Below are 24776 nucleotides of genomic sequence, written 5' to 3'. Positions count from 1 at the left end.
TGACGGGCAGCGCTCGCGGTGGTGTCGGCAGGCTTGCGACGGCGGAGGTCGGGTTGTGCGGGGCAGTGGCCCCGGGGGTGTCAGAACTCCAGGACGATCTGGAGCGCGTCGGCGGGCCGTTCGTCCAGCAGCACGTAGGCGTCGGCGGCATCCGCCACCGGCACGACATGGCTGACCAGGGACTCCACATCGACCTGGCCCTCGGCGACCAGGGACAGGAAGGTCTGCTGGAGGCGCTCGACGGTCCACCGCCCGGCGAGCTGCGGGGGGACACCGCCGATCTGCGAGCAGATGAGCTGGACGCGGTTGTGGTGGAACTCGTCGCCCAGCCGCAGGCCGGCCCCGTCTCCCTGGTAGAAGCCGGACGCGACGACCCGGCCGCCCACGGTGACCGAGCGCAGGGCCTCGTGCAGCGCGGGGTACACGCCACTGATCTCGATGGCGACGTCCGCGCCGGTGCCGCCGGTGGCTTCGCGGATGCGCTCCGCGACGGTGTCGGTGCGGGCGTTGAGCGTGTGGCGCGCCCCGTACTCGCGGGCGGTGGCCAGACGTCCGTCGAGCGCGTCGACAGCCGTGACCCGTGCGCCGTTGAGCTGGGCCAGACGTGTGGTGAGCAGGCCGATCACGCCCTGCCCGAAGACGGCGACGTCCTCGCCGAGGTGGATGTCCGCCGCGAGGACGGCGTTGTACGCGATGGCGCCGACCCGGGCGAAGGCTCCGGCCAGGGGTTCGAGCCCGGCGGGCAGGGTGTGGCCCACCATGCGCTCGGCCGGCACGATGCCCTCGCTGCGGTGGCCCCAGATGCCCCACACCAGATCGCCGGTGACCGGCATTCCCGGGGTGCCGACGAGCTCGGGGGAGACCTCGGTGACCTCGCCGACCTCGGAGTAGCCCCAGCCGGCCACCGGGTATTCGATGCCGGCGGCGCCGTCGCGGAAGATCCGGGCCTCGGCGTCCCAGGTGCGGGTCAGATACGGGTTCGTACCGCGGTAGGCGGTGAGTTCGGTGCCCGCCGAGATGCCGGAGTAGCGGGTGCGGACCCGCAGATGGCCGGCCGGCAGCGGGGCGCTCTCGTGCTCGGCGACTTCGACCTGACGAGGGCCGGCGAACTGGACGACGCGTTCCACGGGAAGCTCCGGATCTGGTGGGAGAAGAGCGTTGCTCGCTTACTTCAGTCGAAGATATCTCAGAGTTATGTCTTGTCAACAAGCAAAAGTGATGCTGAGATGCGTAACGAAAATGCGTAAGTGGCGTGAGGAAGAGGCATGGTGATGAGGACCCGACGGTCGAGGGCGACCCTGTTCGGGCTCGCCGCGACCCTGGCCGCAGGCCTGCTCGCGGGCTGCGGCAGTTCCGGTGCCGAGCAGAAGCCCGACAACCGGATCACGGTGTGGTCGCAGGAGAACCTGCCGCCACGCGTGGCGGCGACCGAGAAGGTCATCGGCCGGTTCGAGCGGGAGACCGGCGTCAAGGTCGACCTGGTCGGCGTGGACGAGGCGCAGCTCCCGCAGCTGATCATGTCCGCCGCGGCGGCCGGCAAGCTCCCCGACGTCATCGGCGCCGTCCCCATGGGACAGATCTGGCAGATGTACGGCAACGGGCTGCTCAACACCGAGGTCGCCGACAAGATCGTGAAGGACCTGGACCCCGGCACGTTCAACGCCAACGCGCTGTCCCTCACCCAGGACGACGGGGCCCGCCTGGCAGTCCCCTCCGACGCCTGGCTCCAGCTCCTCGTCTACCGCAAGGACCTGTTCGCGAAGGCCGGGCTCCGCGCGCCGGACAGTTACCGCAGCGCACTGAAGGCCGCGGCCGCCCTGGACAAGGACGGCCGGGACGGCATCTCCCTGGCCACCGACCCCTCGGACGTCTTCACCCAGCAGAGCTTCGAGGACCTGGCCCTGGCCAACGACTGCCAACTCGTCGACGAAGCGGGCGAGCCGGCCCTCGACTCGCCCGCCTGCCGCGCGGCCTTCACCGCCTACGACGACCTGGCGCGCAAGCACGGGGCGCCCGGCACCCAGAGCGTGGACACCACCCGGGCCACCTACTTCTCGGGCAGGTCCTCGATGATGGTCTGGTCGTCCTTCCTCCTCGACGAGCTGGCCGGGCTGCGCTCAGACGCGCTGCCGAGCTGCCCGGAGTGCAAGAAGGACCCGAAGTTCCTCGCCCGCAACACGGGTGTCGTCACCTCCCTCCAGGGCCCCGACGGCAAGGAACCCGCGCAGTTCGGCGAGATCACCTCATGGGCGGTCACCAGGACCGCCGAGACCGGGGCCTCCCAGAAGTTCATCGAGTACATGATGGGCAAGGGCTACCAGGACTGGTTCGGCATGGCCCCCGAGGGCAAGATCCCCGTCCGCACCGGCACCCCGCAGGACCCCGGCTCCTTCCAGCGGGCCTGGCGGGCCGGCGTCATGGGCGTCGACCACCGCGAGTCCCTGCAGAAGGCCTACCCGTCCGCGCTCCTGGACCAGCTCGTCAAGGGCGTGAGCGACATGAAGCGATGGGGTCTGACCCAGGGACAGGGCGCCCTCGTCGGGGCCACCAACGGCGAACTGCCCGTCGCCAAGGCCATCGGGGCGATGACGAGCGGACAGCTCTCCCCGGACGAGGCCGCCAAGGAGGCCGACGACGAAGTGACCGCCCTGCAGAAATCCCTCCAGTAGCCGCACCGGCCGATCAGTCACCGAGGTAACCGATCCCATGAGCACAATCCAGAGCGGCGCGACGAAGCGCCGCAGCCGGCCACAGACCGCCAGCAGGCGGGAGAACCGCGCGGGCCTCGCCTTCGTGACCCCCACCTTCCTGGTCGTCCTGGTCGTGGTGATCCTGCCGATCCTGTGGACCGTCCTGCTCGCCTTCCAGAACGCCAAGCTCGTCGACATCCAGGAGAACGGCCTCTTCGGCCGCTGGACCCTGGACAACTTCGAGCAGGTCTTCGGATCGCCCGGATTCTGGAGCAGCCTCGGCACCACGCTGCTCTACACGATCGGAGCCACCGCGGGCTCCGTGATCCTCGGACTGATCGCCGCCCTCGCCCTGCGCAGGCCCTTCCGCGGCCGGGGAGCGCTGCGGGCCGCGATGCTCCTCCCGTACGTCGCACCCGTCGTGGCGGTCTCCTTCGTCTGGGAGGTCGCTCTCAGCCCCCAGTACGGGATCGTCAACGAATGGGGCCACAAGCTCTTCGGCTGGGACGACCCGATCGCCTTCCTGTCCACGCGGTCCTACGAAGTCGGCCTGTTCGGGGTCCACTTCGACATCCCACTGGCGCTGCTGACCGTCATCGCCTTCGAGACCTGGCGCTACTTCCCGTTCGCGTTCCTCTTCATGCTGGCCCGGCTCCAGGCCGTCCCGAGCAGCCTGGAGGAGGCAGCCGAGGTCGACGGAGCCACCATCTCCCAGCGTTTCCGGCACATCCTGCTGCCGCAGATGATGCCCGTCATCGCCCTGCTGTCCGTCCTGCGATTCATCATGACGTTCAACAAGTTCGACGACATCTACCTGCTCACCGGCGGCGGTTCGGGCACGGACGTCGTCGCCGTCCGCGTCTACGACTTCCTCACCTCGCGCTTCGACGTCGGAGCGGCGTCGGCGCAGGCCCTGGTGCTCGCCGTCGTCCTGATGGCGCTGCTGGGCATCTACTTCAAGTTCTTCGGCAAGAAGGTTCAGGAGGAGTCGGCATGACCCCCGCCCCGTCCGCGACCCGTGAGCGGACGACCGGGCCCGCCCGGACCGCTCCGGCCGTGCGTCCCCGCCGCACCCCGACCCGCGCCCAGTTCGAGGAACGGTTCTTCGGAATCCTCCGCTGGATCGTGATCGCCTTCCTCGCGGCGATCACGATCGTGCCCTTCTACTACATGCTGATGCTGTCGGTGAAGCCCATCGACGCACTCCTGCTGGACCCCGGAAACCTCTGGGTCTCCGCGAAGGACTTCACGCTCGACACGTACGAGAGCGTGCTCAAACCGACCTCCGAGGGCGGCCAGGGCTTCCTCGGCATGCTGCTCAACTCGGCGCTCGTCGCCGTGGCCACGGTTCTGCTCACCCTCGCCGCGGCGGTGCCCGGCGCCTACGCCGTCAGCAGGCTGAAGTTCTTCGGCAACCGGCACGTCAGCGCGCTCTTCCTGGCCGTCTACCTCTTCCCCGCCACCTTGCTGGCGGTGCCGCTCTTCGTGATGTTCGCGAAGATGGGCCTCTCCGGCAGCCTGGCGGGACTGGCCATCGTCTACATCGCCCAGACCGTGCCGGTCTCGATCTACATGCTGAAGAACTACTTCGTCACGATCCCCTTCAGCGTCGAGGAAGCCGCCGCGATCGACGGAGCCTCCCGCCTCCAGACCGTACGCAGGATCATCCTGCCGCTCGCGCTGCCGACGCTCATGGCCACCGGGCTCTACGTCTTCATGATCGCCTGGAACGAATTCCTGTTCGCGCTGCTCTTCCTGGCGGCCGACCCGGACAAGTGGACCGTCTCGCTGGGGCTCCAGCAGCTGGCCAACGGCATCGAGGTGTCCAAGACCGTTCTGATGGCCGGGTCGGTGGTCCTCACCATCCCCGTGGTACTGCTGTTCTTCGCCGCCGAACGGCTGCTCACCGAGGGGCTGACCAGCGGCGCCGACAAGGGCTGAGCAGAGGTCAGGGACGGTACGGGGCCGACGTGCCGGGCGGCACGATGGGCCTCGGGCACGGGACGAAACAGAACGAGGACGGCGGGGATGACAGGAAATCAGGCGAGCGCGGGACATCTGCTACGGCTCATCCGCAGCGGCGAAGCCACCACGCGCGGCGAGTTGCAGCAGGCCACGGGGCTGTCCAGGTCGACTGTCGGCAACCGTCTCGACCAGCTCTTCGGAGCGGGCTGGCTGCGCGGCGCCACCGGCACGTCCACCGGCGGACGCCCCTCCGCCCGGCTGGAGTTCGACCCCACCCATGCCGTGGTCCTCGTCGCCGACCTGGAGACCCGGCACGGCCGCGCCGCCGTCCTCGACCTGTCCGGCACGGTCCTCGCCGAGCACACCGGTGAACTGGTCATCGCCGACGGCCCCGAACCGGTCCTGGACCGGCTCGCCCGCTGGTTCGGCCCGCTCCTGGACCGGGCGGGCACCACACCGGACCGGGTGTGCGGGATCGGCCTGTCCGTGCCCGGACCCGTCGACTGGGAGTCCGCCCGGATCGTGCAGCCCCCGATCATGCCCGGCTGGGACGGTTTCCCGGTGCGCGAGCGGCTGCGGGAGGCCTTCGCCGAGCACGTGGGGACGTGGCCCGGCGGTGACCCGCTCCCCGTCTTCGTCGACAACGACGCCAACCTCATGGCGCTGGCCGAACAGCGGGAGAACCACCCCGACTGCGCCGCCTTCGTACTGATCAAGGCCTCCACCGGAATCGGAGCCGGCGTCGTCGTGGGCGGCAAGGTGTACCGGGGGATCGACGGAGGAGCCGGCGACATCGGCCACATCCGTCTCCACGACCGCCCCGACGCCCTGTGCATGTGCGGCTCCTACGGCTGTCTGGCGGCCGTCGCCAGCGGACGGGCCATCGCCGGACAGCTCACCGCCGCCGGTGTCCCCACCGCGTCCGGATCCGACGTGCGCGAACACCTCGCGGCGGGCGACCCGGACGCGGTCCGGCTCGCCCGCGAGGCCGGACAGCGCATCGGCGAGGTGCTCGTCACCGTCGTCACCCTGCTCAACCCGGGTGTCCTGATGCTCGGCGGCGACCTGGCGGGAACACCCTTCCTCACCGGCGTACGCGAACTCCTCTACCAGCGGGCCCTGCCGCGAACCACCGCGCACCTCCAGGTGAACACCTCCACCCTCGGTGACCGGGCCGCCCTGCTCGGGGCGGCCGTCATGGTCGTCGACCACCTCTACGCGCCCGAACGGGCCGACATCCGGCTGGCCGCACTCGCCCGCGGCACCGGCTGACCCCCACACCTACCGGCTCCCGCCCCCGCACCACCCACGGAGAAGCACCATGTCCCACCTCGTAGCCCCGGCAGGGGACGAACGCCCGCAGCCGCCGGTCCGCGTCGGGCTGGTCGGGGCCGGCCCCTGGGCCCGTGCCATGCACGCCCGGATGCTGGCCGCCGGTCCCGAGACCACGCTGACCGCGGTCTGGGCCCGGCGGCCGGAGGCGGCCGCCGAGCTCGCCCAGGCGCACGGCGCCCTGGCCGCCGGTTCGTTCGACGAGCTTCTCGACCACTGCGAGGCGGTCGCCTTCGCCGTGCCGCCCGCCGTCCAGGCCGGGCTGGCCGTACGGGCGGCCGCCGCCGGGCGTGCGCTGCTGCTGGAGAAGCCCCTGGGCGAAGACCTCGCCGCGGCGCGTGCCGTCGCGGACGCCGTCGCCGAACACGGAGTCGTCTCGCAGCTCGTCCTCACCAAGCGCTACCACCCGGTCACCCGGGCCTTCCTGGCCGAGGCGGCCACCCGCCGGATCATCGGGGCCCGGTCCTGCTATCTGCACGGCGCCTTCCTCGGCGGCGAGTTCGCGACCGGCTGGCGGCTGGAGCACGGTGCGCTGCTCGACCTCGGCCCCCACCTGCTGGACCTGCTGGACAGCGCCGTCGCCCCGATCGTCTCGGTACGCGGCACCGGCGACCCGCGCCGCTGGATCGAGCTGACCTGCGAGCACGAGAACGGCGCTGTCAGCCAGGCCTCGCTCTCCGGCAGCGTCAGCCTGCCCCGCGGCCGCACCCGCGTCGAGCTCTTCGGCCCCGACGAGGAACTCGTCTACGACACGGCGGACATCGACCACGAGGAGTGCTGGCCCGTGCTCCGGCGCGAATTCGCCACCGCCGTCCGCACCGGGACCGGGACCGGCATCGACGCGGCCCGTGGCCTGCGGCTCCAGGAACTGCTCGACCAGGTGGGAAAGGCCTGATCAGCCGGGCCCCCGAACGGGCCCGCCCGCCCTCTCGCTACCATCCGCTGTGACCGAAACGACCGAACCCGATGTACCCCGCACCCGAATATTCGCCGACCTGACCCCGCTGCGGACCTCCCCCGACTACCGGCGGCTCTGGTTCGGGAACACGGTCTCGTGGGTCGGGCAGGGGATGACGGCACTGGCCGTCTCGCTCCAGGTGTACGACCTCACCGGCTCCGCCTTCTCCGTCGGGCTGATCGGGTTCTGTTCGCTCGTGCCCCTGGTCGTCTTCGGGCTGTACGGCGGTGCCATCGCCGACACCCTCGACCGGCGCAAGCTGGGACTGGCCAGCGCCTTCGGGTCGTTCGTGCTCTCCGTCGGGCTGGTGGCGATCACCGTCGCCGGGGTCGAACGGGTGGGGCTGCTGTACGGGGTGGTCGCACTCCAGGCCGTCTGCTTCGCGCTCAACTCACCGGCCCGCAGCTCGATGATCGCCCGGCTGCTGCCCGCCGAGCAGCTGCCGGCCGCCAACGCGCTGAACTCCATGACCAGCACCACGGGCACACTCGTCGGCCCGATGCTCGGCGGGCTCATCGTCGGCTGGTGGGGCTACCGGGCCGCCTACGGCGTGGACGCCGTCACCTTCACCGCCTCCCTGTACGCAATGTGGCGGCTGCCCTCGATGCTGCCGGACCGGAGCGAGAGCTCGGCCGCGAGCGGCAAGCGCGCCTCCGTCATGGACGGGCTGCGCTTCCTGGGCACCCGGCCCAACCTGCGGATGACCTTCTTCACCGACATGTGCGCCATGGTGCTGGCCCACCCCCGGGCGCTCTTCCCCGTCGTCGCCGTGGTCTGGTACGGGGGCGACGCCAAGACCACCGGGCTGCTGGTCGCAGCCCCGGCGCTGGGGGCGCTGCTGGGCGGGGTGTTCTCCGGCTGGCTGGGGCGGATCAGGCGGCACGGGCTCGCCGTGCTTTTCGCGGTCGCGAGCTGGGGCACCGCCATCGCCGTCTTCGGGCTGACCCGGCAGCTCTGGCTCGGGCTGATCTTCCTGGCGCTCGCCGGGGCGGCCGACACCACCTCGATGGTCTTCCGCAACACCATGCTCCAGGCCGCCGTGCCGGACGAGATGCGCGGACGGCTCCAGGGCGTGTTCATCGTCGTCGTGGCGGGCGGCCCACGGCTCGGCGACTTCGTGGCCGGATCGGTCTCCGACCTGGTCTCACCCGGGGTGGCCGTGACCGGCGGCGGCATCGCGTGCGTGGTCGCCGTGGCGCTGCTCGCGCTGCGCTGGCCCCGGTTCGCGCGCTACGACGCCCGCGAACCCGAGGCGTGAGGGAGGGCGGGCAACCGGTCAGGAGGCGTCCGTGAGCTTCGGCATCGCACCACCGGTCGTCGTGTTGTCGATCAGTGAGAACGGTGCGCCCTGCGGGTCGGTCAGTGCCGCGAACCGGCCGAACGGGATGGTCAGCGGGCCGAACCGGAGCTGCGCCCCGAGCGCCTTCGCCTTCTCCACGGCCGCGTCACAGTCCGCGACGGTGAAGTACACGTTCAGATACGGCGGCACCTCCGGCGGGAAGTCCTCCGTCATCTTCATCCGGCCGAGCACCGGGTCCGCACCCAGGTCGTAGAGCGTGAAGTCGATCGCGTCGTCCTCCAGGCGCTTCACCCCGTACCCGAAGACAGCGGGGAAGAACGCGTCCGCCTTCGCCGGCTCCCGGGTGAAGATCTCGGCCCAGTTGTAGGCACCCGGCACCGTGCGCGCGCCGAAGCCCTCGTGGCTGCCCGCCTGCCACACCCCGAAGGCGGCCCCGCCCGGGTCACGGGCCAGCACCATCGTCCCGAACTCCCCGACCCGCATGGGCTCCACCAGGACCTCGCCGCCGTTCTCGCGGATCTTCGCCGCGGTGGCCGCCGCGTCCGGCGAGGCGAGGTACAGGGTCCAGGCGGCCGGAACGTCCTGGCCGGGAACGGGAGGCATCAGCGCGGCGACCGCCTTGCCGTCCACGGAGGCCTGGGTGTAGTTGCCGAACTCGGGCAGCGAGTCGCCGTAGCTCCAGCCCAGCAGCTCACCGTAGAAGCGCTTCGCACCCTCGATGTCACCGAACGTCGCGTCGGCCCAGCACGGGGTGCCCTCTGATTCTGCGGCCATGACCTGGCCTCTTCCTTCAATCGGTGTCCTCTGTGTTCCGCCCCTCTTATTACGCTATCGACCCATTGCTGCCCGTGCGCGCCGAGTCCGCCCCGCCGTCCGGCGAGCCTCGCCGTACGACGGAGCGGGCGACGCCCAGGTCCACCAGATCCTGCGGGCGCAGCCGCAGCTGGTCCGCCGTGGCCCGCACCTGGCCGGGGGAGCGCTTCAGGATCGCCGCCGCGAGCTCCGGGGCGATGACCGAGAAGTAGCTGTCGGCGGTGACGTGCGTGTTGCCGGGGGCGGCCAGGGCCAGCGCCCCGCCCGAACCGCCCTCGCCGATCACCAGGGTGGTGACGGGAACCCGGGCCGCGGCGATCGCCGCGAAGGCCTCGGCGATGGCCGCGCCGGCACCGGCCCGCTCCGCCGCGGCGTCGTTGGCCGCGCCCGGGGTGTCGATCAGGGTGAGGACGGGGACGCCGAGCCGGTCGGCCAGTGCGATCACCCGGGCAGCGGCCCGGTAGCCGGCCGGGCGGGTCGGGGTGCCGCACTGGGCGACGTACGCGACGGGCCGCCCCTCGTGCAGCCCGAACCCGCAGAGCAGCCCGGGGTCCGTGCCCCCGCAGCGGTCCCCGTGGACCGGGAGCCGTATGCCGAAGTAGGCCTTCAGATACGCCTCGGCGCGCGGCCGGTCCGCGGACCGGGCCCGGAGCACCGCGTCCCAGCCGGTCCGGGGCAGCCCGGTCGGCAGGAGGGCGGCCGGGACCGGGGCCGGCGCGGGCACGGTGTCCCGGTGGGCGAGTGCCCCCAGCCAGTGGCCCAGCGTGGCGGCCAGCTCCTCCGGCGGAACGATCGCGTCGATCTGGCCGGCCGCCAACTGGCCCTCGGCGCAGTACGCGGTGGGGTCCGCGCCGGGCGGCCGCACCCGGGAACCGGCGAACCCGACCTGCGCCCCCGGCAGCGCCAGGATCACATCGGCGCCCGCGCCCAGGGTCGCCCAGCCGCCACCGGTCGTCGGGTCGCGCAGGACCGCGAGCTGCGCCGGACCGGCGGCGCGCAGCCGGGCCGATGCGGCGGCCACCCGGTGCAGCTGGGTGAGCGCGATCATGCCCTCCTGCATCCGGCTGCCGCCCGTCGCGATCAGCGAGACGAGGGGGAGGCGCCGGGTCGCCGCCTCCTCGTACGCCGCCTCCAGCCGGTCCCCGGTGCGCTGCCCGAGCGAGCCGCCGAGGAAGCCGAACTCGAACGAGACCAGGACGCAGGGGTGGCCCCCGACAGTGGCGAGGCCGTGGACGACGGATTCGCGTTCGCCGGTCCGCTCGGTGGCCCGCGCCCGGGAGTCCGCGTATCCCGCCCAGCCGAGCGGGCCGTCTGCCGTGGTGTCCTCGCGCGGCGCGGTGGATTCGGTGAAGTCGGCGGTGACGGCGGCGATCGCCTCACGGGCCGTCAGCCGCTCAGCCATGGAGCGACCGCTTCATGATCTTGCCCAGGTCGTTGCGCGGCAGCGCCTCCAGGTAGCGGACCGTGCGCGGTCGCTTGTGCGGGGAGAGCTGGGCGGCGACATGGCCGGCGAGTTCGTCGGCCGTGGGCGGGGCGGCGGGATCGGCCGGCACCACCCAGGCGACGATCCGCTCACCCAGGTCCGGGTCGGGTTCGCCGGTGACGGCGGCCTCGCGGACACCGGGGTGGTCCAGGAGCGCGTTCTCGATCTCGCCGGCGCCGATCTTGTAGCCGCCGCTCTTGATCAGGTCGGTGGCCCTGCGGCCGACGATCCGTACGTACCCGTCGGGGTCGAGGGTGGCCATGTCGCCCGTGCGGAACCAGCCGTCGGCGGTGAGCGCGGCGGCCGTCGCGTCGGGCCGGTTGAGGTAGCCGGTGAACAGGTTCGGGCCGCGCACCTGGATCTCGCCGATGGACTCCGGGTCGGCGAGGGCGCTGCCGTCCTCCTCGACGAGACGGAGCTCGACGCCGCGCAGCGGGGCGCCGACGGTGCCCGGGCGGGGTTCGCCGTCGGCGCGCACGCCCGTGTTCATGAGCGTCTCCGTCATCCCGTACCGCTCGATGACCCGGCGGCCGGTCGCCGCAGCGATCCGCTCGTGGTCGTGGACCGGCAGCGCGGCCGAACCGGAGACCAGCAGCCGGGCGCCCGCGAGTGCCTTCGCGAGCGGGCCAGACGCCGAGGAATCGGCAAGCGCTTCCGCGATCCGGTGGTACATCGTCGGCACACCGAACAGCATCGTGCCGCCCGACTCCAGCTCCCGGGCCACGCCCTCGGTGGAGAACCGGCCGAGATGGCGCACCGAGCCGCCCCGCCGCAGCGGGCCGAGGATCCCGAGGATCAGTCCGTGCACATGGAACAGCGGCAGTGCGTGGACGAGCACGTCGTCGCCGGTCCACTGCCAGGCGTCCTCCAGCGCGTCGAGCGTGGCGGCGATCGCCCGGCGCGGCAGGACGGCCCCCTTGGGCGGGCCGGTGGTGCCGGAGGTGTACACGACCAGGGCGGGGGACTCGGGGGAGGGCTCGGGGAATTCGGCCGCGGTGGGGGCCGGGGCCGTCAAGGACACGTCCACCCGTTCCAGCCCGGCCAGTGCGGGCGGCAGCAGGTCACCGGCGGCGGCCAGCACCGCCGATGGGGCGCTGTCGGCGACGATATGGGCCAGTTCCCGCTCGCCGGTCTTCGGGTTGAGCGGCACGGCGGGCACCCCCGCCCGTAGCGCGGCGACCACGGCGACGACGGTCTCCGGGGTCGGGGAGGCCCAGACCGCGATCCGTCCGGCACCGGCGACGCGGGCCGCGAGCGCATCGGCAGCGGCGGCCAACTGTGCGTAGGCCAGGGAGTGTTCACCGAACCGGACGGCTTCGCGGGCGGCGGTCGGTCCGGTCGCGTCCTGGAGTGCAGGCAAGAGTGGCATCACCCTGTGAACCCTAGAGCGGTGAAGCGCTTCCGGCTCCGGGGACATCTCGTGACCCGGCGCACAGATGGCTGTACGGGACATCCGGAGGGGATTTGGATACGACCTTGACATATTAATTTTGCGTTGCCAGCATGCAAAAAGTTCACTCCGGCGGAGCATCTTGGCGCGGCGGTGAAGAAAGAACCTGGCCGCATCGCCGCTCACCCGGCAGCACACGCACGTCGCAATGCGCGACAGCGCCTTGCCTGACACACCCCACGCACCGTCAGGAAGGAAAGCGTTCATGGCCCTGTCCCCACCACGGTGGTCCGGACTCGTCACCGCACTCACCCTGCTCGCCGCCGGCGGCCTCGCCGCAGGCTCCGCCGCGGCCGCACCCGCGGCCCCCGCCGCGGCCCATGCTGCCGCCGACATCCCCGCCGCCGACTACCAGCAGGTCCAACTGGCCCTCGGGCCGGACGAACTGGGCGAGGCGATGTCCCTCGCGGTCCTGCCGGACCGGTCCGTCGTCCACACCGCCCGCGACGGCACGGTCCGCCTCACCGACGCCTCCGGGACGACGAGGACCGCGGCCAAGCTCAGTGTCTACACGCACGACGAGGAGGGGCTCCAGGGAGTCGCGGCCGACCCCGGCTTCGCCGACAACCGCTACCTGTACCTCTATTACTCACCCACCCTGGACACCCCGGCCGGGGACGCCCCGGTGACCGGCTCCGCCGCCGACTTCGAGCCGTGGAAGGGCCACCTCAACCTCTCCCGGTTCACCCTGAAGGCCGACGGGACGCTGGACACGGCCAGTGAGAAGGTCGTGCTCGAAGTCCCCAACGACCGCGGCCAGTGCTGCCACGTCGGCGGTGACATCGACTTCGACGCGGCCGGGAACCTCTATCTGACCACCGGCGACGACACCAACCCGTTCGAATCGGACGGCTACGCGCCGATCGACGAACGCACCGAGCGCAACCCGCAGTTCGACGCCCAGCGCTCCTCCGGGAACACCAACGACCTGCGCGGCAAGCTGCTGCGGATCAAGCCGACGGCGGACGGCGGATACACCGTTCCGGACGGCAACCTCTTCGCCCCCCGCACCGACCGGACCCGGCCCGAGATCTACGCCATGGGCTTCCGCAACCCGTTCCGGATGTCCGTCGACAAGCCGACCGGCACCGTCTACATCGGCGACTACGGCCCCGACGCCGGCACCACCGACCCCGGCCGGGGCCCCAGCGGCCAGGTGGAGTTCGACCGCGTCACCGGCCCCGGCAACTTCGGCTGGCCCTACTGCACGGGCACCAACACCGCCTCGGAGACGTACAACTCCTACGCCTTCCCGAGCGGCCCCTCCGGCGCGAAGTACGACTGCGCCTCCGGCCCGGCCAACGGCTCCTTCCGCAACACCGGCCTGGCGACGCTCCCCGCAGCGCAGCCCGCCTGGATCCGCTACGCCGGAGACGCGGGCTCCCCGCCCGAATTCGGCGGCGGCTCCGAATCGCCGATGGCCGGACCCGTCTACCACTACGACGCGGACCTCGACTCGGCCGTGAAGTTCCCGGCATCGCTCGACGAACGCTTCTTCGCCGGCGAGTACGGCCGTCAGTGGATCAAACCGGTCGAGGTGCGGGACGACGGCTCGCCCGGGACGATCGAGACCTTCCCGTGGACCGGAACGCAGGTCATGGACTCGGCGTTCGGCCCGGACGGCGCGCTGTACGTCCTGGACTACGGCACCGGCTCAGGCAACCAGGCGCTGTACCGCGTCGAGTACCTCGCGGGCAGCAACCGCTCCCCGGTCGCCAAGGCCGCGGCCGACCGCACCTCCGGACCCACCCCGCTCGACGTCGCCTTCTCGGCGGACGGCAGTGCGGACCCCGAGGGCGGGGAGCTGACCTACTCCTGGGACTTCGGTGACGGCGCCACCTCCACCGAGGCCGACCCGCACCACACCTACACCACCGCGGGCACCTTCGGTCCGACCCTGACGGTCACCGACCCCGAGGGGCTCACCGGCACCGCCAGCCTCGTCGTCACGGCAGGCAACACCGCCCCCACGGTCACCCTGAGCACACCCGCCGACGGCGAACTCTTCTCCTTCGGCGACTCCGTGCCCTTCACCGTCACCGTCACCGACCCGGAGGACGGCACGGTCGACTGCTCGAAGGTCAAGGTCACCTATCTGCTCGGCCACGACAGCCACCGTCACCAGATCACCTCGAAGGACGGCTGCTCCGGCACCATCGACGTCCCCGTGGACGGTGAGCACGACAGTGCCGCCAACATCTACGGGGTCTTCGACGCCGAGTACACCGACACCGGCGGACTGACCACCCACAGCGACAGCATCCTCCAGCCCCGCCACCGGCAGGCCGAGCACTTCGCGGCCCAGTCCGGCGTCGAGGCCGCCCAGCACGGCGCGGCCGAGGGCGGCGCCACCGTCGGCTTCACCGACGACGGCGACTGGATCTCCTTCGATCCGTACGCCCTGGACAACGCCACCGCTATCTCGGCCCGGGTCTCGTCCGCGGGACCCGGCGGCACGATCGAGGTACGGGCGGGTTCCGTCACCGGCGCGCTGCTCTCCACCCTTACCGTCGCGCCCACCGGTGACTGGGAGACCTTCACCGACGTCACGGCGGACGTGAGCAACGCACCTGCGGGCTCCACCGGACTCTTCCTCGTCTTCAAGGGCCCCACGGGCCAGGGGAATCTGTTCGACATCGACTCCTTCACCTTCGAGACGGCGGGTGAGTGACACATGAGACGCCAACTGGCCTCGCGCCTACGCCACATCGCCTGCGCCGCCGCCCTGGCACTCGGGGCCGCGCTGCTGGCCCCCGCCCCGGCGGGTGCCGCCGCGGCCGCCGATCCGTACGACGTGCTGGTCTTCTCGAAGACCGCCGGATTCCGGCACGACTCCATCCCGGCCGGGATCACGGCGATCCAGGAACTGGGCGCTGCCGACGGCTTCGACGTCACTGCCACCGAGGACGCGGCCGCCTTCACCCCGGAGAACCTCGCCGGGTACGCGGCGGTGGTCTTCCTCAGCACCACGGGTGACGTCCTGGACACCGCGCAGCAGGACGCGCTCACGGCGTTCGTCGACGGCGGCGGCGGATTCGTCGGTGTCCACGCGGCCGCCGACACGGAGTACGACTGGCCGGCGTACGAACACCTCGTCGGCGCCTGGTTCAAGAGCCACCCGGCGATCCAGGAGGCGAAGGTCGTCACCGAGGACCACACCCACCCGGCCACCGCGCACCTGGAGGACGAGTGGACCCGCACCGACGAGTGGTACAACTACCGCACCGATCCCCGCGACGACGTCCATGTGCTCCAGAGCCTCGACGAATCGAGCTACTCCGGCGGCGAGATGGGCGACGACCACCCGATCACGTGGTGCCACCCGCAGCAGCAGGGGCGGTCCTTCTACACCGGCCTCGGCCACACCATCGAGTCGTACAGCGACCCGGACTTCCGCCAACTGCTGCTGGGCGGAATCCAGTACGCGGCCGGCGCGGTGCAGGCCGACTGCGGTTCCGGCGCCACGGACCCGGGTGACGGCCCCGTGGAGGAGAAGGGCTCCTCGAACGTGCACCTCTTCTACTACCCGTGGTACGGCACCCCGGAGACGAACGGCAGCTGGCGCCACTGGGAGCAGGGCGGCCACACCCCGCCGGACGACATCGGCGCGGACCTCTACCCGAAGCTCGGCCCGTACGACTCCGGTGACATCGCCGGGGCCGTCGAGCAGCACATGAAGTGGATCGAGCAGTCGGGTGCGGGCGTCATCGTCTACAGCTGGTGGGGGCAGGGCGGTTACGAGGACTCCATCGCCGGACAGGTCCTGGACGCCGCCGCCAGGCACGGGATCGAGGTCGCCTGGCACATCGAGCCCTACAGCGGCAGGACCGCGGCGTCCGTGGTCGACGACATCGGCTACCTGGAGGCCCGCTACGGCAGCCACCCCGCCTACTACCGGGACGCCGAGCACGGGGACCGCCCGGCGTTCTACGTCTTCGAGAGCCTGAGGATCCAGGACTGGTCGGCCCTGGACGCGGTGCGGGACAGCGCCGTCGTCCTCGCCCAGACCACCGACACCACCAAGGTCGCGCACTTCGGCGGGATCTACACCTACGACGGCATCGCCGGTGCCACCGCCCCCGGCTGGAAGCAGGCGGGGGAGTACGCGAAGGCCAACGGACTGGTCTGGGCGCCCTCCGTGGCTCCCGGATACATCGACGACCGGGCCGTGCCCGGCAACACCACACCCACCCTGGGCCGTGACGACGGCGCCGCCTACGACCTGGAATGGAGCAACGCCCTCGACCCGGCCATCGGCGGATCACCCAGCTGGGTCTCCGTCACCTCCTTCAACGAGTGGCACGAGGGCAGCCCGATCGAGCCCGCGTCGAGCAGTCCGCCCGCCGGACACGGCTACCGGACGTACGAGGGCGCGTACGGAAGGACGGGCGCGGCCGCCGAGACGGCCTACCTCGACCGGACGGCCCACTGGGCGCAGACCTTCGAGCAGCAGCGCACGGCCGCTCGCGCCGCACACTGAGCGGGCCCGCGACGAGCGGCAGCGCCCCGGCGGGGACGCTGCCGCTCCTGCGGTCCCGGGAGCCGCCTCAGGCGTCCCGCCGGATGTTCCGCATCCGCCCGTACGCGTACACACAGCCCGCCAGGGCCAGGTCGGACAGCAGCATGAAACCGATCGAGTACGAGCCCTTCGAGCTGTAGATCGCGCCCATCACCAGCGGCGGCACGAAACCACCGAGGCCGCCCATCGCGCCGACGATCCCGGTGACGCTGCCCACCTTCGCCTGCGGCGTCACCTGCGAGACCAGGGCGAACACACCGCCGCTCGCGGTACCGAGACCGGCCGCCATGATCAGCAGCGCGATCGTGCCGCCGGGCATCAGCTTCGGGTCGAAGGCCTGCACGATCGCCATCAGGGCGGCCACCCCGAGCGCGACCGAGGAGACCAGCGCCGGGTGCATCCGGTCCGACAGCCAGCCGCCGATCGGCCGGAAGACGACCGTGACCAGCGCGAAACCGGCCGCCTTCGTTCCGGCGTCGGTCGGCGAGAGGTCGTACCAGGTCTTCAGGTACGTCGGCAGATAGACGCCGAACGCCACGATGCCGCCGAAGCCGATCGCGTACAGTGCCGACAACTCCCAGGTGACCCGGAGCCGCCCCGCGGCCCCCAGCCGATGGGCCGGCGTGTCCGTCGGCACCTGCCGGCCGGGCCGGTCGTCGACCAGCACCGCGGCCAGCGCCGCGTACACCACGAGCGCCCCGGCGACCACGAGGAACGGCAGGTTGTCACCGTGGTCGGCGATCCTCGGGGTGAAGTAGCCGGACAGCGCCACACCCCCCATGCCCATGCCGAAGACACCGAGGGCGAGGCCCCGTTCGGCGGGCGGGAACCACGAGTTGACCAGCGGGACGCCGATCGCGAACGTCGTACCGCCCAGGCCCAGCAGGAAGCCCACCGCCAGCATCGCGCCGTAGGAGTCCTTCGCCGGGATCAGCAGCAGCACCGGCACCACGGTGAGTGCCGAGACCAGCGGGAACATCAGCCGCGCACCGAACTTGTCGGTGAGCGCGCCCACCGGGATACGGCCCAGCGAGCCGACCAGCACCGGCACCGCGACCAGCAGCGACTGCTGGAACGAACTCAGCCCGAGCCGCTCCTTGTAGTCGCCGGACATGGGCGCGATCAGATTCCACGCCCAGAAGGTGAGCGCGAAGCCGATCGTGGCCATGATGAGGTTGCGGTAGGCGGCGCCGGAGGCCGCCGGAGCGGGTGACTGCTTGACGGCTGTTTCCACCCTGCCAGTCAAGATCGGAAAGCACCCTCGGGCCCGTCCGCCTGCTCCATCCGAGGGGACGGGAACGAAGCCTCCGAAGTCGTAAATGTCGGGAAGCTGAGACAATCGCGGTATGGACCGTCTGGACAGGGAAATCCTCGGCGTTCTCCAGGAGGACGCACGGATCTCGTACCGCGATCTGGGAGAACGGGTCGGGCTCAGCGCCAACGCGGCGGCCGACCGGGTGCGACGGCTGCGCCGGGACGGCGTCATCCGCGGCTTCACCGTGATCGTCGACCCCGCCGCCGACACCCGGACCGGTCTCGTCGTCTTCATCGACGTGACCCTGCGGATGGACACCACCAACGAGGTCTTCGAGCGGGCGGTGCTGACCCTGCCCGGAATCACCGAGGTGGTGCACGTGACCGGCGGGCACGACTACCTCGTACGCGCCACCGCCGCCGACACCGCGTCACTGGACGCACTGCTGCGCAGACTCAAGCGGGAGGCGGGCGTCGCCCACTCCAGCACCCGGGTCGCGCTCAGAGCGGCGCCTGCCAGCTGACGGCGGGCGGGCGGGACCCGTCCGGCTCCTGCCCGTCGTCGCCGACCCTCAGCCGGACCGCGGGCCGGCCGTCGGGCAGCACGGCCGTCACATCGATCTCCACCTCGATCGCCGACACCCCGCTCCTTCGGTGCGCGGCTGCCAGCGCCCCGCGCAGGGCGGCCAGCAGCTGCCCGCCCACCGGCTCCCGCACCAGCGCGTCCACCGCACCGGTGAAGTGCACCGACGGCTGGAAACCGAGCACAGCCGCCGCACCCCGGGTCTCCCGCAGCACCTGGCCCCGGAACGTCGCCGGGGCCTCGGCGGGCGGCTGCTGGAGAGTGAAGATCGTCGTCCGCACCTCCTGGATCGTGGAGTCCAGCTCGTCGACGGCCCTGCCGAGCAGCTCGTCGGTCTCCCCGGCACCGGCCCGGCGGCGGGTCGACTCCAGCATCATCTCGGTGGCGAACAGCCGCTGGACGACGAGATCGTGCAGATCGCGGGCGATCCTGTCCCGGTCCTCGTACACCGCGAGCTGCTCGCGGTCGTGCTGGGCGTCCGCCAGGACCAGAGCGAGTGCGGCCTGCGAGGCGAACTGCGAGGCCAGTAGCCGGTCCACCGCCGTGTACGGGCGGTCGCCGCGCCGCCGCGGCAGGGCGAGCGTGCCGATGAGCCGGCCGCCGCTCTGCAACGGCAGCATCATGCTGGGACCGAACCGGGACCGTACGTGGGTCGTCATCCGGGGATCGGTCGCCGAGTCCTCCAGGAAGACCGGCTCACCGCCCAGCAGCTGGACCAGGACGGGGGCATCGGGCGCGATGGTGGTGCCCACCAGGCCTGCCGGGTCGTCGAGCGTGGACGCGGCCACGATCTCCATGCCGCCCTCCTCGTTCGGCTGGAGGATCACCCCGGCCGACGCGTTGCTGAGGATCCTGGCCCTTTCGGCCACCGTCATCAGGGCGTCGGCGGCGTTCTCCCCGGTCAGCAGGGTGTTGGTGACCGCGGCCGCGCCCTCGATCCAGCGTTCCCGCTGCCGGGCCGTCTCGTACAGCCGGGCGTTGCCGATCGCGATCCCCGCCTGCGAGGCGAGGACCCGCAGGAGCGCCGCGTCGGTTTCGGTGAAGTGCGCGGTGCTCTTCTCGGTGAGGTAGATGTTCCCGAAGATCCTTTCGTGCACCCGGATCGCGGTGCCGAGGAAGGAGCGCATCGGCGGGTGGCCGGCCGGCATCCCGGTGGAGCGGGGGTCGGTCGTCAGGTCGTCGGAGCGCAGCGGCTGCGCCTCCTCGATGAGCGCGGCCAGCATGCCCGAGTGGGCGTCCGGGAAGTCGCCGACGGCCTCCCGCTCGGCCTCGCTCACCCCGGAGACGAACAGCTCACTGATGGTGCCGCGCACCGGGTCCAGCACTCCCAGCGCCCCGTAGCGGGCCTCGGTGAGGGCGGTGGCGGTGTCGATGATCTGCTGGAGGGTCGCCCGGAGTTCGAGATCCGTGCCGACGCTCAGTACCGCCTCCAGGAGCATCGGCAGCCGCGGTGTCTGCGGGATTCGCCTGCTGGGTGCCGCGTCGTCAGGTTCGTCCGTCATCCGCCGTACGACTCCCGGAGCTCAGCAGGCGAGCGGGTCGAGGACCATCGGGCGGATCTTGCCGTCCAGCATGGCGCCGAGCCCCAGCACGGAGCAGACGTCCGGCCGTTCGGCGATGTGCACCGGCATGCCGGTCGCGTCGCGCAGCATCTGGTCCAGGCCCGGCAGCAGCGCGCTGCCGCCGACCATCATGATCCCGCAGTCGGCGAGGTCGGCCACCAGATCGGGCGGGCAGTCCCGCAGCACCTTGCCCAGACCGTCCAGGACCGCGGTGAGCGGGCGGTGGATCGCCTGCCGTACGGCGGCGGTGTCGACCTGGACGGAGCGGGCCAGTCCGGTGGCCACGTCCCGGCCGTGGATCTCGGTCACGGCGGGGCCGTGCGAGGTCAGGCCGTTGCCGCTGAGCGCGAGCTGCAGGGGGCGCACGGACTGGCTGGGCAGCATCAGCTCGTGGTACTGGCGCAGGTGCTGGATCACCGCGTGGTCGATCGCGTCGCCGCCGACCGGGAGGCGCACAGCGGTCACGATCGAGCCGAGCGAGAGCACCGCGATCTGGGTGGTCGCGGCCCCGCACACCATGATCATGGTGGCGGTCGGCTGCTCGACCGGCAGCCCGCAGCCAACGGCCGCCGCGATCAGCGTGTCGACCAGCTCGACGCGGCGCGCGCCGAGCCCGACCAGGGTCTCGACGGCGGCCCGCTGGGCGAGCGGATCGCTGTCGTGCGGCGTGCAGGCGGCGGCCCGCAGCCGGGGTTTGCGGCGCAGCTGCCTGCGGAGCTTCTCACCGAGCAGCTGACGCAGCATGCGCTGGGCCATCTCGATGTCCACGACGGTCCCGCCGGAGACCGGCCGGACCACCCGGATGTAGTCGGGGGTGCGTCCCGTCATCTGTTCGGCGAGCGCCCCGACGGCGATGAGCGATCCCGTACGGGTGTTCACGGCGGCGGCGCTCGGCTCGTCTACGACGAGTCCCAGCCCCTTCACATAGACGCGGGTCCGGGCGGCCCCGAGGTCGACGGCGACATGGCAACGGCGCAACTGCTCAAGGCTGACGGTCACGGCAGTTCTCCCGAGAGCGCTGATGGGGGTACCGACGGGCAGCCGGCTGTCTTCGTATCGTGCGCCGGTGGGAGCTGTTGTGCGCGCTGGGATGCGCCGTAGGGGGGACGGAGCTGACGGCTCGTCGGCCGGTGCCCCGAGGCTCCGTCAGCCCGGGAGCAGCCGCTGGAGCAGACCCCAGGTGAACTCGGCGACGTACGGCTCCCCGGTGACCGGGGCGGTGATCGCGAGCGCCCAGCGGGTCGGTGCGCTGCCCTCCATCGGGCGGGCCGGCGCGAAGGCCCGCGCCACCTCGTCCACCGTGCACGACCACGGGCGCAGATCCTCCACCGTGCCGAGCGCGGGGGCGGCCGCGCCGGGGGCCCGCACCAGCCACTCGTTCCACACGGCACCGCCCGGCCCGGCCATCACCTCGAACCGCAGATCCGGCCAGAGCGGCACCGGCCACAGCAGCGCGTCGCACTCCAGGTCGCCGACCGTCCGGCGTACGGACGACTCAGGTTCGCCGAGCACGGACCGGTAGCGGCGCAGCGCCCCCTGTCCCCGCCCCCGCACCGCCCCGGGGGAGCGACGCCCTGCCTGCCAGCGCCGGTTGGCCTCGCGCATCTCGGCGAGGCCGGCGCCCAGTTCGTGCCGGGCGTCCTCGACCAGGCCGGGCTGGTGGTCGGCCATCCGGCGCAACAGGACAAGCTGGAACTCTCTGGGCCCGAAAGGCGCGGCAGCGGTCATGGAACCAACGCTTCCACACAGGATCCTCACCTGAGCCGCTTTCTCTGTTGTCCGATCGCCATCTAATCTGCGGGCGCGATGGATTACTGCCACCCCTGTCAGCGGCATCTCAACGGCGCCCTGGCCTGTGCCGGATGCGGAACCCCCGCGGAGGCGCTGAGTCACTACGCCGTGCCCGCGCCAGTCCGCCACGAACCGGACGCGCGGGACGAGAAGGCCGCTCAGCCCCGTTCCGGAGGCCGGCGCCGCCGGGAGCGCGAGGCTGCCCGGACGGGGCACGGCGGGCGTGGTTCGCGCCGGCGCGAGGAACCGGAGCCCCGGCCGCGCCGGGGACGCCGGGCCCGCAGCCGCCGCGGCCGTACGGTGCTGGTGGCGCTGCTCGGGGTGGTCCTGGCGGCAGGGGTGCTGAGCCTGGCCGAGCTGGCGACCGAGCAGGGTGGCGGCGACGGGTCGTCGGACTACGTACGCGAGTCGACGTCCGTCACGACCGCGCCCGCCCCCGAGCCCACGCGGAGCGACGCCGTCGAGCCGCCGGGGCCGGTGGACACGCCCGTGGGCAGCCCCACGGTGGCCCCGGCCTCCGACTCCCGCCCCTCCGGCGCCACCGGCACGGGCCCGGCGCGCCCCGGAGACGCCGCATCGGCCCCGGCGGCCACCGCGGAGGTGTCCGGCACGCCGTCCGAGGAGCCGGGGGACCCGTCCGCCGACCCGTCCGATCCGGGCGGCACGGATGACGACCCCTCGCAGCCCCCGGCCCCGCCGCAGCCCACACCCACGGTCACGCCCACGCCTACGCCCACCCCGACGCCGACCCCTTCGGACTCGGGCGGCTGCTGGTTCCTGTGGTTCTGCTGAGGCTCCGGAGGGGCCTTTAGGGGGCCTCGCGGTCCCAGGCGGAAGCCCCTCCTCGCTCAGGAAGCAGGATCCTGGGCGGGCGGCTCCATGCCGAGCATCCGGCGCAGCAGATCCCGCAGCACCGCCCGGTCCCGGTCCGAGAGGCCTGCCAGCGGCTCACGAGCGAAGTCGAGCGATTCACGCAGCTGCCGCGCCGTCCGGGTGCCCTTCTCGGTGGGCGCGGCCAGCTTCACCCGCCGGTCGGCCGGATCGGGGCGGCGCTCCACCAGGCCGCGCACCTCGAGCCGGTCGACGATGCCGGTCACGTTGGACGGCTCGCACTTCAGCTTCTGGGCGATCCGGCGCATGGGCATCGGCTCCAGGGAAAGGAGCCCGAGCACCCGGGCCTGCGCGCCGGTGAGGCTGTGTGCGGCCGCGGCCTGCTCGTACTCCTCGTAGTAGCGCGCCACGACGGTGCCGATGAGCTCGACGACTTCGAGAGTCAGAGGGTCTGTCCGAGGGGTGGCCATGCGACACAGGATAGCCGGTTACTTGACAACATGAAATATCCAGGCGCATGGTTGTTTCACAACATGAAGCTTTTCCGCACCCCCCCCGAGACATTGAGGAGACACCGAGCCCATGTCCGCAGCACTTCCCACGTCCAGCCGTGAATGGCACCTCGTAGCCCGTCCGCACGGCTGGCCGAAGGCCGAGGATTTCGCGCTGCGTGAGGCACCGGTCACCGCTCCCGCCGAGGGCCGGGTCCTCGTCCGCAATCTGCACTTCTCGGTCGACCCGTACATGCGCGGCCGGATGAACGACGTGAAGTCGTACACCCCGCCGTTCAAGCTCGACCACCCCATGGAGGGTGGCGCGGTCGGCGAGGTCGTCGCATCCGCCGCCGAGGGGTTCGCCGTCGGCGACCACGTCCTGCACGGCCTCGGCTGGCGCGAGTACGCCGACGTCCCGGCCAAGCACGCCGTGAAGGTCGACGCCTCCCTCGCCCCGCTCTCCGCCTACCTCGGCGTACTCGGCATGACCGGGCTCACCGCCTACGCGGGCCTCTTCGAGGTCGCCTCCTTCAAGGAGGGCGACGCGGTCTTCGTCTCCGGCGCCGCCGGTGCGGTCGGCAGCCAGGTCGGCCAGCTGGCCAAGCTCAAGGGCGCCTCGCGCGTCATCGGCTCCGCCGGCTCCGACGAGAAGGTCAAGCTGCTGGTGGAGGAGTACGGCTTCGACGCCGCGTTCAACTACAAGAACGGCCCCGTCCGCGAGCAGCTGCGCGAGGCCGCCCCCGACGGCATCGACGTCTACTTCGACAACGTCGGCGGCGAGCACCTCGAAGCCGCGATCTCCTCGTTGAAGGTGCACGGCCGTGCGACCATCTGCGGCATGATCGCGCAGTACAACGAGACCGAGCCGACGCCGGGCCCGCGCAACCTCGCGCTCGTCATCGGCAAGCGGCTGCGTCTGCAGGGCATGCTCGTCGGCGACCACGCCGCTCTCCAGGGGCAGTTCGTCCAGGAGGTGGCCGGCTGGCTGGCCTCCGGAGAGCTGAAGTACCGCGAGACCGTCGTCGAGGGCATCGAGAACGGCTACGACGCCTTCCTCGGTCTGCTCCGCGGCGAGAACACCGGAAAGATGATCGTTTCCCTCGGCTGACACCGCTGTCGGGGCACCCGTTAGGCTCATCCCAGGCCGTCGCGATCGTGGGCGCGAGTCGCGGCGCATAGCAGAAGGATTCACAGACATGACCATTCAGGACATCGCCGTCGCGTACACCGCCGTCGCCACCGCCGAGAACGGCCGTGACGGCCGGGTCTCCTCGGACGACGGCAAGCTCGACGTGGTCGTCAACCCGCCGAAGGAGATGGGCGGAAGCGGCGCGGGCACCAACCCGGAGCAGCTCTTCGCGGCCGGCTACAGCGCCTGCTTCCAGGGCGCGCTGGGTGTCGTGGCCCGTCAGGAGAAGGCCGACATCTCCGGCTCCACGGTGACCGCCTCGGTCTCCATCGGCAAGACCGAGGCCGGTGGCTTCGGCCTGGAGGTCGCGATCAGCGCGACCATCCCGAACGTCGACACGGCGACCGCGCAGGCGCTCATCGAGAAGGCCCACCAGGTGTGCCCGTACTCGAACGCCACGCGCGGCAACATCAAGGTCGAGCTTTCGGTCGTCTGATCCGAGACGGCGTACCGCTCGTAGACGGCCGAGGGCCGCATCCCGTCCGGGGTGCGGCCCTCGGCTTTGTCGTGCCCCCTTGTTCGGCACCCCGGACATTGTTCGGAATTCCTGCGCGACCCATTG

Annotated in this window: 21 protein-coding genes; 12 read left to right on the top strand and 9 right to left on the bottom strand. The window is 71.7% G+C overall.

Annotated features, from left to right (window positions below; translation table 11 throughout):
- Window positions 1-80: 80 nt before the first annotated feature.
- Window positions 81-1127, bottom strand: a complete 1047-nt coding sequence (locus ACFVJX_RS04235) for a zinc-binding alcohol dehydrogenase (RefSeq protein ID WP_384124139.1) — start codon at window positions 1125-1127, stop codon at window positions 81-83.
- A gap of 138 nt (window positions 1128-1265) precedes the next feature.
- Between ACFVJX_RS04235 and ACFVJX_RS04230 the strand changes: the two genes are divergently transcribed.
- The 6 genes from ACFVJX_RS04230 to ACFVJX_RS04205 all read left to right on the top strand — a co-directional run bounded on the left by ACFVJX_RS04230 (window position 1266) and on the right by ACFVJX_RS04205 (window position 8203).
- A complete protein-coding gene (locus ACFVJX_RS04230) occupies window positions 1266-2669 on the top strand; it encodes an ABC transporter substrate-binding protein (RefSeq protein ID WP_384124141.1) in 1404 nt (467 codons plus the stop codon).
- Window positions 2670-2706: 37 nt separating this feature from the next.
- Window positions 2707-3687: a carbohydrate ABC transporter permease gene (locus tag ACFVJX_RS04225; protein ID WP_384124143.1), complete on the top strand. Its 981-nt coding sequence runs from the start codon at window positions 2707-2709 to the stop codon at window positions 3685-3687.
- Complete coding sequence (locus ACFVJX_RS04220; RefSeq protein WP_384124145.1) at window positions 3684-4631, top strand: carbohydrate ABC transporter permease; 948 nt, start codon at window positions 3684-3686, stop codon at window positions 4629-4631. The genes ACFVJX_RS04225 and ACFVJX_RS04220 overlap by 4 nt, the downstream gene beginning before the upstream one ends.
- A gap of 87 nt (window positions 4632-4718) precedes the next feature.
- The gene (locus tag ACFVJX_RS04215) at window positions 4719-5927 is read left to right on the top strand and encodes an ROK family protein (RefSeq protein ID WP_384124147.1); all 1209 of its coding nucleotides are present in this window, start codon (window positions 4719-4721) and stop codon (window positions 5925-5927) included.
- A 49-nt stretch (window positions 5928-5976) separates the two neighbouring features.
- Complete coding sequence (locus ACFVJX_RS04210; RefSeq protein ID WP_384124149.1) at window positions 5977-6882, top strand: Gfo/Idh/MocA family protein; 906 nt, start codon at window positions 5977-5979, stop codon at window positions 6880-6882.
- A 49-nt stretch (window positions 6883-6931) separates the two neighbouring features.
- Window positions 6932-8203 (top strand): MFS transporter, encoded by a 1272-nt coding sequence (locus ACFVJX_RS04205; protein ID WP_384124151.1) that lies wholly within the window; start codon window positions 6932-6934, stop codon window positions 8201-8203.
- A gap of 18 nt (window positions 8204-8221) precedes the next feature.
- On the opposite strand, the gene ACFVJX_RS04200 is transcribed toward ACFVJX_RS04205, so the two are convergent.
- From ACFVJX_RS04200 to ACFVJX_RS04190, 3 genes are read right to left on the bottom strand one after another with little or no spacing between them, the layout of a single operon-like run.
- The gene (locus ACFVJX_RS04200) at window positions 8222-9019 is read right to left on the bottom strand and encodes a VOC family protein (RefSeq protein ID WP_384124152.1); all 798 of its coding nucleotides are present in this window, start codon (window positions 9017-9019) and stop codon (window positions 8222-8224) included.
- 49 nt (window positions 9020-9068) lie between these two features.
- A complete protein-coding gene (locus ACFVJX_RS04195; protein ID WP_384124154.1) occupies window positions 9069-10460 on the bottom strand; it encodes a carboxyl transferase domain-containing protein in 1392 nt (463 codons plus the stop codon).
- A complete protein-coding gene (locus ACFVJX_RS04190; protein WP_384124156.1) occupies window positions 10453-11910 on the bottom strand; it encodes an acyl-CoA synthetase in 1458 nt (485 codons plus the stop codon). Before ACFVJX_RS04190 ends, ACFVJX_RS04195 begins: the two co-directional genes overlap by 8 nt.
- A 286-nt stretch (window positions 11911-12196) precedes the next feature.
- Between ACFVJX_RS04190 and ACFVJX_RS04185 the strand changes: the two genes are divergently transcribed.
- Together ACFVJX_RS04185 and ACFVJX_RS04180 are read left to right on the top strand one after the other, a co-directional pair.
- Window positions 12197-14662: a PQQ-dependent sugar dehydrogenase gene (locus ACFVJX_RS04185; protein ID WP_384124158.1), complete on the top strand. Its 2466-nt coding sequence runs from the start codon at window positions 12197-12199 to the stop codon at window positions 14660-14662.
- A 3-nt stretch (window positions 14663-14665) separates the two neighbouring features.
- A complete protein-coding gene (locus tag ACFVJX_RS04180) occupies window positions 14666-16471 on the top strand; it encodes a ThuA domain-containing protein (RefSeq protein WP_384124159.1) in 1806 nt (601 codons plus the stop codon).
- Window positions 16472-16538: 67 nt separating this feature from the next.
- Here ACFVJX_RS04180 and ACFVJX_RS04175 read toward each other — a convergent pair whose 3' ends face one another.
- Window positions 16539-17744 (bottom strand): MFS transporter, encoded by a 1206-nt coding sequence (locus ACFVJX_RS04175; protein WP_384124161.1) that lies wholly within the window; start codon window positions 17742-17744, stop codon window positions 16539-16541.
- A 112-nt stretch (window positions 17745-17856) separates the two neighbouring features.
- Here ACFVJX_RS04175 and ACFVJX_RS04170 point away from each other — a divergent pair, with 112 nt between their 5' ends.
- Window positions 17857-18288 (top strand): Lrp/AsnC family transcriptional regulator, encoded by a 432-nt coding sequence (locus ACFVJX_RS04170; protein WP_384124163.1) that lies wholly within the window; start codon window positions 17857-17859, stop codon window positions 18286-18288.
- On the opposite strand, the gene ACFVJX_RS04165 is transcribed toward ACFVJX_RS04170, so the two are convergent.
- From ACFVJX_RS04165 to ACFVJX_RS04155, 3 genes are all read right to left on the bottom strand, one after another.
- Entirely contained in the window at window positions 18266-19849 is a 1584-nt protein-coding gene (locus ACFVJX_RS04165; protein WP_384124165.1) for a GAF domain-containing protein, read from the bottom strand. The genes ACFVJX_RS04170 and ACFVJX_RS04165 overlap by 23 nt on opposite strands.
- Window positions 19850-19870: 21 nt before the next feature.
- Complete coding sequence (locus tag ACFVJX_RS04160) at window positions 19871-20908, bottom strand: rod shape-determining protein (RefSeq protein WP_384124167.1); 1038 nt, start codon at window positions 20906-20908, stop codon at window positions 19871-19873.
- A 147-nt stretch (window positions 20909-21055) separates the two neighbouring features.
- Window positions 21056-21637, bottom strand: coding sequence for a hypothetical protein (locus ACFVJX_RS04155; RefSeq protein WP_384124168.1), 582 nt, complete (start codon window positions 21635-21637; stop codon window positions 21056-21058).
- A gap of 171 nt (window positions 21638-21808) precedes the next feature.
- Here ACFVJX_RS04155 and ACFVJX_RS04150 point away from each other — a divergent pair, with 171 nt between their 5' ends.
- Window positions 21809-22492, top strand: coding sequence for a hypothetical protein (locus tag ACFVJX_RS04150; protein ID WP_384124170.1), 684 nt, complete (start codon window positions 21809-21811; stop codon window positions 22490-22492).
- 56 nt (window positions 22493-22548) lie between these two features.
- Here ACFVJX_RS04150 and ACFVJX_RS04145 read toward each other — a convergent pair whose 3' ends face one another.
- Window positions 22549-23001 (bottom strand): MarR family winged helix-turn-helix transcriptional regulator, encoded by a 453-nt coding sequence (locus tag ACFVJX_RS04145; RefSeq protein ID WP_384124172.1) that lies wholly within the window; start codon window positions 22999-23001, stop codon window positions 22549-22551.
- Between the two features lie 112 nt (window positions 23002-23113).
- Here ACFVJX_RS04145 and ACFVJX_RS04140 point away from each other — a divergent pair, with 112 nt between their 5' ends.
- Both ACFVJX_RS04140 and ACFVJX_RS04135 read left to right on the top strand, forming a co-directional pair.
- Window positions 23114-24133, top strand: a complete 1020-nt coding sequence (locus ACFVJX_RS04140; protein ID WP_384124174.1) for an NADP-dependent oxidoreductase — start codon at window positions 23114-23116, stop codon at window positions 24131-24133.
- 88 nt (window positions 24134-24221) lie between these two features.
- Complete coding sequence (locus ACFVJX_RS04135) at window positions 24222-24650, top strand: organic hydroperoxide resistance protein (protein WP_384124176.1); 429 nt, start codon at window positions 24222-24224, stop codon at window positions 24648-24650.
- The last annotated feature ends 126 nt before the right edge of the window (window positions 24651-24776 follow it).

This window comes from Streptomyces sp. NPDC127177, assembly GCF_042672475.1.
Taxonomy (GTDB): domain Bacteria; phylum Actinomycetota; class Actinomycetes; order Streptomycetales; family Streptomycetaceae; genus Streptomyces.
The sequence above is the reverse complement of the archived record's forward strand: the minus strand, read 5'-3'. Positions and strand labels throughout refer to the sequence as shown.

Coding starts and splice junctions, on each gene's coding strand:
- ACFVJX_RS04185 (WP_384124158.1), top strand. CDS start 12,197: ATGGCCCTGTCCCCACCACGGTGGTCCGGACTCGTCACCGCACTCACC.
- ACFVJX_RS04220 (WP_384124145.1), top strand. CDS start 3,684: ATGACCCCCGCCCCGTCCGCGACCCGTGAGCGGACGACCGGGCCCGCC.
- ACFVJX_RS04145 (WP_384124172.1), bottom strand. CDS start 23,001: ATGGCCACCCCTCGGACAGACCCTCTGACTCTCGAAGTCGTCGAGCTC.
- ACFVJX_RS04190 (WP_384124156.1), bottom strand. CDS start 11,910: ATGCCACTCTTGCCTGCACTCCAGGACGCGACCGGACCGACCGCCGCC.
- ACFVJX_RS04200 (WP_384124152.1), bottom strand. CDS start 9,019: ATGGCCGCAGAATCAGAGGGCACCCCGTGCTGGGCCGACGCGACGTTC.
- ACFVJX_RS04180 (WP_384124159.1), top strand. CDS start 14,666: ATGAGACGCCAACTGGCCTCGCGCCTACGCCACATCGCCTGCGCCGCC.
- ACFVJX_RS04155 (WP_384124168.1), bottom strand. CDS start 21,637: ATGACCGCTGCCGCGCCTTTCGGGCCCAGAGAGTTCCAGCTTGTCCTG.
- ACFVJX_RS04170 (WP_384124163.1), top strand. CDS start 17,857: ATGGACCGTCTGGACAGGGAAATCCTCGGCGTTCTCCAGGAGGACGCA.
- ACFVJX_RS04210 (WP_384124149.1), top strand. CDS start 5,977: ATGTCCCACCTCGTAGCCCCGGCAGGGGACGAACGCCCGCAGCCGCCG.
- ACFVJX_RS04225 (WP_384124143.1), top strand. CDS start 2,707: ATGAGCACAATCCAGAGCGGCGCGACGAAGCGCCGCAGCCGGCCACAG.
- ACFVJX_RS04195 (WP_384124154.1), bottom strand. CDS start 10,460: ATGGCTGAGCGGCTGACGGCCCGTGAGGCGATCGCCGCCGTCACCGCC.
- ACFVJX_RS04135 (WP_384124176.1), top strand. CDS start 24,222: ATGACCATTCAGGACATCGCCGTCGCGTACACCGCCGTCGCCACCGCC.
- ACFVJX_RS04140 (WP_384124174.1), top strand. CDS start 23,114: ATGTCCGCAGCACTTCCCACGTCCAGCCGTGAATGGCACCTCGTAGCC.
- ACFVJX_RS04215 (WP_384124147.1), top strand. CDS start 4,719: ATGACAGGAAATCAGGCGAGCGCGGGACATCTGCTACGGCTCATCCGC.
- ACFVJX_RS04230 (WP_384124141.1), top strand. CDS start 1,266: ATGGTGATGAGGACCCGACGGTCGAGGGCGACCCTGTTCGGGCTCGCC.
- ACFVJX_RS04165 (WP_384124165.1), bottom strand. CDS start 19,849: ATGACGGACGAACCTGACGACGCGGCACCCAGCAGGCGAATCCCGCAG.